This is a genomic window from Pseudoalteromonas sp. S1727, from assembly GCF_005886375.1.
Lineage (GTDB): Bacteria > Pseudomonadota > Gammaproteobacteria > Enterobacterales > Alteromonadaceae > Pseudoalteromonas > Pseudoalteromonas haloplanktis.
This window is the reverse complement of the sequence record NZ_PNDT01000085.1, coordinates 45654-55547: the sequence shown is the minus strand read 5'-3', so window position 1 is coordinate 55547 and position 9894 is coordinate 45654. Positions and strand designations below refer to the sequence as shown.

Sequence of the window (9894 nt, the reverse complement as noted above, 5' to 3'; positions counted from 1 at the left end):
AATCATTACTAAAACTAGTAACCAAATGGGAAATCAACATGATGCTTGGGTAAACTGCAATTTAACCACAAGCATAGTAATAGACTAAGCAAGTCAAATTTAGTTCAGAAAAAATTCAATTTTTTATAGATTATTCTAACTTTTAATTAAAGACAGCATTTGTTCTTCATCAAACTTAGTAAAACTCATTGATTTTTCAGTAAATAGTGCATCAACGAGTGCTTGCTTATGTTGCTGCATTTTAAATACTTTTTGTTCTATGGAATTAGCCATAATTAATTTATAGACAAAGACAGGGTTGGTTTGCCCAATGCGATAGGCACGATCTGTCGCTTGTTTTTCAACCGCGGGGTTCCACCAAGGATCGAAATGGATCACGGTATCTGCTTGGGTAAGGTTGAGTCCTGTACCACCGGCTTTTAAACTAATCAAAAACACTGAGCTTGTTCCGCTGGTAAATTCTGCAATCACTTTATCGCGGTGCCTTGTTTGCCCAGTTAATAAGCTGTAATTGATACCAAGCGAGGCTAGCTGTTCAGCAATAATATCGAGGGCTGAAGTAAATTGACTAAAAATAATAATATTACGACCTTCATCTAACATTACTGGTAAATGTGTACTTAACCAGTCAAGCTTTGCGCTTCTGGCCGTAGTACTTTCATCGAGTAAACGAGGGTGACAACATATTTGTCGCAATTTTAGTAAAGCTTCTAAAAACACCAACTTACTTTTTTGTGCGCCTTGTGAAGCAAATAGGTCGACTATTTTCTGTTCTAATGAATGAGTGATGCTTTGATAGAGCTCTTGTTGTTTAGCCTCAAACTCAAACTCTTTTACTAATTCAGTTTTTAACGGCAGTTCTTGGGCAACCTCTGCTTTAGTACGACGCAAAATAAATGGGAGAATTAATGACTTAAGTTCATTAGCACGTTCAACATCAGCATCTCGCTCTATAGGTGTTTGAAAATGTTCTTTAAAATGAGTCTGCGAGCCAAGTAAAGAGGGCATGGCAAAGTCGAGTAATGATTTTAACTCAAATAAGTTGTTTTCAATTGGCGTGCCACTTAAACACAAGTTAAACTGTGCGTTTAGCCGCTTAACCAAACGGGTTACTTGTGCACTGTCATTTTTAATATATTGCGCTTCATCAAGAATAATATTCTCAAAATATAGCGGCGCATAATAAGCGATATCACGCTTCAATAATGGGTAGGTCGTCAAAATACAATCAGCCTGGGCTAGATGCTGTAATTGCTCGACACGTGCAGCTCCAAAAATAGTGGTAACTTTAATACTACTGGCAAATTTACTTATTTCATTTTGCCAATTACTAATCAGACTGGTTGGACACACAATCAAGGTAGGCCCTGCTTGTTCTCGTTGTCGGGAGTTCGCTAAAAATGCAATTACCTGCAACGTTTTACCTAACCCCATATCATCAGCCAAAATTCCACCTAATTGATGACGCTTTAAAAACTGCAGCCACTGTACGCCTTGTTGTTGATATTCACGTAATTTCACACCATCATTTAGGCCATGCAAAGAGATGCTGTCATCGGTTTCAGAGCTATTAAGCTCAGTAAGGTAGGACTCTAAATGATCATCAACAAGCGTAATATCTAAACTACTGCAATCAATTAAATGCACTAAAAAGGACAGTGGCATTAGTAATTCGTCACGGGTTTTTATAAACTCAAAACGTTGCTTAAAATCAGCTAACACATTGAAAGCAGCTTTACTTATAACGCCAAACTTTTTGCCACTCGCATAATAATAAAAGTGTTCACTTTGGCGGTTTAACGATTCAAACTCAGGGTGATCGTTAGCAAGCACGAGTGAAGCTTTAACATCTGGGATCAATATTTTACTAACAATTTGATGACCTTTACCGCGCTTAACCTCTAAGCCAACACTGCTGAGCGACTTTTTAACAACTAGCTTTTTATCAGTTACTTTCCATCCACGTTGTTTAAGGCCTGGAATGACTTCATACTTAAACCAATGCTGATGTATAACTGATTGTTTGTTAAATATAAATTCATTTTGTAAAGCCCCTTTACAGAGTGTAAAGCCGAGGTTTGTAAGCTCAGTTATCACTGTATTTTCAAGCGAGCTATTAAGTAAGTGTACAGGAGCCTTATTAGGAGCGTAATGCTGATCTTGATAATTAAAGTTAAGCGTTAGCTTTAAATCATTATTGGTATTACTAACTTCAACAACCGCTGATGCATCAGCGACACGCTTTATTCTTTTTCGCTCAGATTGTTGATAATGAGGGATCACGCCATCCCCAAAATTAGCCGCTAACTGTTTATATACTCGATCAAAATTGGCGGTATGAATTGCTGGAATAGCACGTATATGTGCAACCTCTTCGCCGCTCAATGGGGTGCGTAAACGACCAATCCGCAATTTTTCAGTATCAAGATAAGTCGGTGGTGTAGTTTTTAATAATAACCAAGAGTCTCTGCTGTTAATAGATACATTAAGCTGTGTCAGGTCATTCTTGTGTGACCAAGAAAAAATAAGATCCTCAGCGCTATCCGCTTTAATTGCTTGTCTTGAGCGTCCAAAAAATAAACGCTGAGAACTGAGTAGCTGTTGTAATGCATTAAAACCCCATTGCCCTTTAAGCTCAAGGTTACCAAGCGCATTTTGCGAGCGTATCCAACTATACAAACGAAAATCAGCTTCGAGTAAATCCGAAGGAGTAACAAAACTATTAAGCTGTTGATCAGTTAAGTTGCGGCCAAGGGTGTAATTATGTTCAGCAGAGAATGCAGCAATTTTAGGAGTCAATATAACTCGTGAGTTTTCCACATCGAGTACAAACAATAAAACATTTTTTGCAGATTGTGATTGGGTTTGTTTAAGCGATGTAAGCTCAGTAAACCAATCATTCATAATATAATCTTGGCCATAATCACCTGAGTGATCAATCTTAAGTTTCAACAACACTGCAGCTAAATGTCGACAGTTAGTTTTAGCATTACAAGAACAATGACGATCAACAGCAAAGCCATTGGCTAATTTTCTGATTTCAATATGCTGAGAAAATGTTGTACCTTGATTGCCTAGCATCGACGCATCAATCACAGAAAAATCATGATTGTGCTCTAACCAGTTAATTTGTCCATTTGCGACATACTCTTTTGCTTTACTGAGCACATGCGGTTTAAATAGTTGTTTAATAAACCGTTCAGATAAAGGGAACTGAGTAGCTTGTTCTTGTTTTATCTCTTCGAAAATAGCGAGTAAGTCATTTTTAGATAAGTTAGCAGACATATTGCTCAAGGCAGTAAAAATCAAAAATAATTTCACCAGTATATGATTTATCGGCGTTGAGCTAAAGCATTAAAATGTTTAATCAGACTGGTTGGATCTGAGAACTTAGTAAAAAAGTGTTCTCAACAAAAATATTTGGCTACTTTTTTAGTTAATCACATTTAACCAACAACTAACACACAAGTTATAAACAACTAAGCAAGAAACGAGGGGGTTTACAGATCATATTTTTACTAAGCGATAAGTTATTTACCGGCAAAAAGTGAAAATAAGGGGTATAAGTTAGTAAAAAAATGATCTGAGAGTTAAAAAATAGGTATTTCATACACTCTAGATCATTATTTTACTAACTTAATGAAGGAGGGAGATCAGTATATTACTAACTAAACCTCACCTTCAGATCAGACTTTTATCAACTAATTAAACGCATTTAATAACTTAGTTAATTGCTCTAAGCGTTTGTCTGTCATCACTTTATTATCAATTTTAATGGAGACATCACCACTTTTTAAATTACGTTGCACACTGATATAGTCATTTTCTAACAAAGCCTCACGACGTTGAGTTGATTGTGGCTCAGTGGTCAGCAATTTAGTGATCGCCATAGCACGTTTATCATCGCCTGTGATCTCATCTAAACTTATATCATCAGTTAATTGATTAACGAGTTGATTAAAAGCGTGTTCATCTCGCTCTTTAGCTGCTATAAGCTTTTTGGCGACTTCTCGACCAACATGATTAGCAGTGGGGTATAACGAAAGCACAGCTGCAGGAAGCTTCTCATAGGCTTTAATTGCATCGGCAATGGCAGTATGTGACACACCTTCAATTGCTGCTACTTCACGGTATGACCCTTTTTTGCCTTGCTCAACTAATTCATCTTTAGTTTGTTGATAAGCTTGACCAAGCTCCCATAAGCTCGGAGCAATATATTGATCCGAAGAGATTGCTAAAATCTTAGCATCCTGTTCGGTAAAGTCCGTTGAACTTAAAACCATATAGTCGGCGTTACCTAAAATACAAGCCATACGACGACGTGAACCGGCCAGTACCAAGGTTTCATCGCCTTTATCCCAACATAGGGCTGGGTGTTGATTACGTCCGTCCTCGCTTATTGCAGGAAGAATATCAGCCACTGATTTTTCATTTAACAGGATCTGTACGCGGCGATTTTTAGCATAGACCTTAGTGCTAGTTTCAATTTCTGCATGAGGGATCACTTTACAAACAAGCGTGATCTGGCGGTTTGGATCACTTGGTGCAGGCATTTTAATTACATCACCAGCACTGGCTTGCTCTAACAACTCATCTAAACTACTGCTACCAATCGAAGTTGCAAAAGGATCTAAGCTGGTGTCATTTTTACGTTTTTTAGCCATTTTTTGTTAACTACCTTACTTAGGTTCATTCAATTGAGATTGGGTTGAAAGCCAATTTGAGCGGATCAACATTTCAAGTTCATCGACCACATCCTTGATATTTTCTTGCGCACGCAATAAAGACTCACGGCTGGCAAGACTGTCAGATGTTTTTTGATCAAAAATGGTATTAAATGATGATGAACTGGCGGTAATTGCTGAACTATGATTAATAGGATAACTCATTACTTGGCGACCGAATGCACTACGAACATCTTTTACAATGTCACGTTGTGAGTGATTACCTTTAACGTAATTAGTCACTAAAAATTGCATAAAATCCCAGCCCTCATGACCTAAAGAAGCCACAGTATGATAAATTTCACCTAATCGTTTAAGATATTTATTGTTTGCATCAAAGTCTACAGCTTCAGGATGAACAGGAATAAGCATAGCTGTTGAAGCCATTAAAGCATTATAAAACATAAAGTTAAGAGATGGTGCCGTATCTATTAAGATGATATCAAATTGATCTTTAACAGGCTCAATTACTTTTTCGAGCAATTTATGATAATGACGCGTAACATCATAACTTGAGCTATCTTTTAACAAGGTTGCTGTTTCGTGCTCAAAGTAAAAATCGTCCATACCAGAGGGTAATATACGAATATTTGGAATATGCGTAGGTAAAAATGCATTTGTAACCAATTGTTGCCAAGTCTCATCAGCATCTAAATCAATACAGTCACGCATTAAATCACCCACAGTGATTGGCTCAGGCTCACTAGGTGGGAAAAAACTTGAAGAAGAACCTTGTGGATCTAAATCAATAATACCAATACGATAGCGCTTGATGTTTGTAGTCGCTAAGGCAGCTGCAATATTAACCATACTAGTGGTTTTACCACAACCACCTTTAAGTGAGTTAATCACGATAACTTGTAATTTATCATCTACATTACGGTGATCAGGCTGAATATCCATGATATCTGCCATGGCAAAAATATTAACTAAGGTATAAGCATAATGACCGTTAGCACCTCGTTTAATATTCAGTTCATCAAAATCGCCATTATCATGTCTTCGTTTTAACGTACGATTATTACAACCTAAAAGATCTGCGGCTGCTTTTTGGGTATAGGTGCGCAGTTCTTTTTCTTCTGATTTTAAATGGGCACGATAATGCTGAATACGTCCTGCTAATGATTTTTCTGCTACTTCTGCAGTTGCTTTTAAAAGCCGATAAGTGGAGAGCGCATTATTATGAATTGACATACTTTCTTCCTCAAAGTTAGGCTTTTAGTATAATGTCCATTCAAATGACTGTAAACAACTATTTAAGGCGACATGGCTTTTAATAACAAGACATTAAATAAACTTATTGAAAATTTAAAATCGCTTAGTATAAATAAAGAAGTTTAAAGGTGGTTAAATATATAAGGTAGTAAAGGTTAAGAGCTTAATATTTACATATAACCATATGAAATATATAAATAATAGTAAAAAAAGCAGATCAGGTTTATACTTGGTTAAGATCAGATCTTTAGTTACTGACAGATCGCTATTTTACTAAGTAGAAATTTAGCTATTGAGTTATGCACAGTTTGAGCACAGTATTATGCACAAAAAATGCTGTTCAGATCAATTTTTTACTAAGCAAATTAAGATGTTATCCACTTAGCTCAGCTAAAAATAATGACTTTAATTAGTATAGATCTGATCTGTAGTAGGTATAGATCAGATCTATGCTAACTGATCGACTAATTATCCACAGCCTAATTAGAAAACACATGATTATGTCGTGTATTTTATTGTAAAAAATGAAAATAAACGGACAAAAATTTAGTTGAGTTAGTAAAATTTAGACTTATAACCGCTCAGTTAGTAAAAAAATGATCTCAAAACATCAAAGATCATGCTATGTTAGTAAAAAAGTGATCTGAAAATATATTTTAAACTCAGATCAAGTTTATACTAACTTAAACATTTAACTTTTACAGTTTAATGTGTTGTTATTAGCTGTCGCAACAAATTTGGAAATAAGAACAATGAACCGAAAGGTCAACATCTCGGTAGATAACTTGCCCGATACATTACGGGGACAGATCCACGGGGTGGAAAGTGCAATTGATAACGAAAGCCTCGCATTATTTACAGATAATAAAGATGTACGCGTATCGCTAGAAAATGCAGCGCATGGCTTACGTGCCTATTCAAATACATTCAATCATTATGATTTGTGGGGACGTTTTGTTCGCTCTGGTCATAAAAAATTACCTCTAGAAGAAGCCCCGAAAAAAACCATTATCACTCGAAAAATATCAGAGAAGGTTGATGGAATTTTATATGATGGTGAAATTAAGATCACACCTGCTGTAGTGAGTAGTCGTAAAGATGGTGAAGATGTTGAATATTTAGTTTGGCCATCAGATCGTGAAGAAAAAGTTGAGCGTGCTCTTATTCGTTTAGCATCAAAAGGCAAAATCGTTAAAATTAATTTTAAGTCCGGTATTCAATATGCTGTGGTTTTTTCGATGAACGAATTGGCCCAAGAACTTAAAGCGGTTGGCCAGTCTATGCCTTACCCGCAAATTAAAGAAGCATTAGAAGCACTGCAAGGTTCAAAATTATCATTTAAGTATTCTGCGACAGATACCAAAAATACAGATATCGATGACTCCTTTTATGAGTCGAATATGAACTTTTTGTCGTCACTTCATTTTAGTGGCAAAAAAGGGCAGGGCGGTAACGTAAAGTGTGTGGCATGTTTGAATGCGTTTGTTCATAACATGATCGATAATCTTGAGTACAAAGGGTATTATTTTAACAGTGCACAAGAATTAAAACGGGGTTTATCCCGATGGATGATGCTTCGCCTTTATCATTTATGGCGGTATGCAGCACCAGGTAAAACATATCACTTCAGATTACTTTCTATCATGGAAAAATATGGTTCAATATATTCGACCGATGATATTACTGAAAATAAGTTAAAAGCATTGCGCCGTGATATGACCACAACAATGAAAGACCTTATTGAGAAAGGGGCTATTTCGGAATATAGCATCACTAATGTGAAAGATGATAAAACCGGAAATATTGTTGATTACACCTATGAGATGCATCCGTCGGATCAATTCTGCGATGAAATACTTACCTTAAACAAGCATAACAAACGTATTGAAATTCAAGGTGGGAAACGTATTGTTGAGAATGCAGTTTTAATTGATGAAGATAAAATTGAAGCTATAGTAGAAGATTGATTTTTATAAATTACGTAATGATACTGTAAGGCCGCTATGTAGCGGCCTTTTTAACATAATCACTTTTCAACTTGCTCCAAGTATAATCTATCAACAAGAAAATCATATTCACGCTTTCGTGGGTGGCTTTGAGGTTTTTGATAGTCTGGTAATGTACCAAGTTTTACATCTGGTTCAGGATTAATCAAAATAAACGGTAAGGCAGCACTTACGTGATAACGGTTTTCTGCCGTGTATCTGACATTGACTTGAGGGCTAACTCGAGTTGGTCGACGAATTCTGAGTTTGTCTTTATCCCCTAAACTGGCAACTCTTAATTGCTCTTGAGCTACGAGCGCTTGCCAACTGTGTTGGTCTATCATGCGCGGATTAGAATAACCCGCTGATTTTTCGAGCATAGCAAGTGCCATTTTTTTGGTAAGTGTTTTTGTTGCATGCTTATGCATCCACGTAAAGCGAACTGAAAAAGGGGAGTTTACTTCAAAATGGATTTTACGATAGGCAGCAAGCGTAATTAAATTTGGGATGGCATTATGGACAGCTTCAAAGCGTGCATCATTGTTATCGATAGCTAAAATACATTCTTTAAATGAAGCCTTTGCTCTATTTAATTGTTGGATACGTGCAACAAGTTGTTCTTGATCTGCATTATCAATTACCAATAGTCCAGGATGACGTTTTAAAACGCGACTGCTTAGGTCTGCTTTTTTATATATATCTTTAAACGAATTTAATATTGATCTGTGAGCTTCATCACCGGTGATTTTATTTACCTGAATAGATTGAGGAATAACCTTCTCATCACGACTTTCAACATCGGGTAGTTGATAATATTCAGCCTTTTTGTAGCCACAAGATTGAAGCTCATCAATAAACAAGTTTGTTAAATCATTGAGCAAATCGAATTGACTTCGAATTTGTACTTTAGTTACCATGAGAACACATCATACTGATTTGATAACAGCAGTCTATCATACTGAATAAAGATTCTAAATTACCCTTCGCACATTCCTTTTGATTATTTTTAGTCAAGTTTTACTCAGTGTTAAGCTTATTTTAGTATTCAAATAAAGTATGATGTGTTCTTTGTTGTCTTTTAAATAAATCTTGTCTTACATGGCAACTGAGAGTTAAATTAAAATACCCATAAAGTGGCTGTTATGTATTGAGTTAAAATGTAATCAAAAAGGATTTATTAACGAGAGCAGATATAACAAAATACTTTAAAGGTGTATGGTAGGAATAATACAGAGCTTGTCGTAATCATTAAGCTAAAACTGTGCAAGAATGAGATTGGAAACAAATCTAGCATACAAACAAAAGTAAAAAGCTGTAAGACAAAAGTTAGTAAAACACAACTCAGTGCTTGGTAAGGCCTAGAGAGTAGGTGGTGGCATTTAACATATATACTGTGTTATCACTCATCATTTAACGTAATTCACCAACTAAACAATGATTATTAATATCGAGAAGCTGACAACGTGTTGAGCGAGGACTTCAACCCTATTTGGAAAATCTAGTTCCTCAGGTTCTGTGGCGTAATTAATATTCATGAAGCCTGGATGTATGCATTGTCCAACTGTAAGCTGTACATAAATCCGCTTAATACCACCAACTTAGCAAACAAAGTAATACTGGTGAAAAACAAAGGGCTTTACACTCCGTAGTAATATTTAAGTAGTAACGGAAGTTGTTATATAGTTCCTCACGACGCTAGTTAATGCTTACTGGGGTAATATTGTTGTAGAAACGTCTTCCTAATCATGATTTGGCTATTCAAGAGTCGCAACTTTGCAGAGAGTATATATAGTGCTGTAACCGCGTATTATCATTCTACAATATAAAGATTTACACACGAGCAATGATGAGTAGGTTCCTTTTAAATTGGATGACGATTATTTTAGCGTGTTGATCACAAGTTACACCACCCTTAGCACATAAAAACAAAACCATCCACAACGGTATTAAAATAAATCAAAGCTAGCTGT

The 9894-nt window shown here is 36.1% G+C and carries 5 protein-coding genes; 1 reads left to right on the top strand and 4 read right to left on the bottom strand.

Translation table 11 applies throughout. The features are described 5' to 3' along the window. Positions 1-135 precede the first annotated feature (135 nt). The 3 genes from CWB85_RS17090 to CWB85_RS17080 all read right to left on the bottom strand — a co-directional run bounded on the left by CWB85_RS17090 (position 136) and on the right by CWB85_RS17080 (position 5918). Entirely contained in the window at positions 136-3285 is a 3150-nt protein-coding gene (locus tag CWB85_RS17090; protein ID WP_138555534.1) for a DEAD/DEAH box helicase, read from the bottom strand. Between the two features lie 416 nt (positions 3286-3701). Further along, positions 3702-4664, bottom strand: a complete 963-nt coding sequence (locus CWB85_RS17085) for a transcriptional regulator (protein WP_016706540.1) — start codon at positions 4662-4664, stop codon at positions 3702-3704. A 15-nt stretch (positions 4665-4679) separates the two neighbouring features. Then, positions 4680-5918, bottom strand: a complete 1239-nt coding sequence (locus CWB85_RS17080; protein ID WP_016706541.1) for an AAA family ATPase — start codon at positions 5916-5918, stop codon at positions 4680-4682. 773 nt (positions 5919-6691) lie between these two features. Here CWB85_RS17080 and CWB85_RS17075 point away from each other — a divergent pair. After that, a complete protein-coding gene (locus CWB85_RS17075) occupies positions 6692-7906 on the top strand; it encodes a hypothetical protein (protein WP_016706542.1) in 1215 nt (404 codons plus the stop codon). Positions 7907-7965: 59 nt separating this feature from the next. On the opposite strand, the gene CWB85_RS17070 is transcribed toward CWB85_RS17075, so the two are convergent. Then, entirely contained in the window at positions 7966-8841 is an 876-nt protein-coding gene (locus CWB85_RS17070) for a DNA replication terminus site-binding protein (protein WP_138555533.1), read from the bottom strand. Between the last annotated feature and the right edge of the window lie 1053 nt (positions 8842-9894).

What these genes read in the sequence shown, in the direction of transcription:
- CWB85_RS17085 (WP_016706540.1), bottom strand. Translation starts at nt 4,664, where the DNA reads ATGGCTAAAAAACGTAAAAATGACACCAGCTTAGATCCTTTTGCAACT.
- CWB85_RS17070 (WP_138555533.1), bottom strand. Translation starts at nt 8,841, where the DNA reads ATGGTAACTAAAGTACAAATTCGAAGTCAATTCGATTTGCTCAATGAT.
- CWB85_RS17090 (WP_138555534.1), bottom strand. Translation starts at nt 3,285, where the DNA reads ATGTCTGCTAACTTATCTAAAAATGACTTACTCGCTATTTTCGAAGAG.
- CWB85_RS17075 (WP_016706542.1), top strand. Translation starts at nt 6,692, where the DNA reads ATGAACCGAAAGGTCAACATCTCGGTAGATAACTTGCCCGATACATTA.
- CWB85_RS17080 (WP_016706541.1), bottom strand. Translation starts at nt 5,918, where the DNA reads ATGTCAATTCATAATAATGCGCTCTCCACTTATCGGCTTTTAAAAGCA.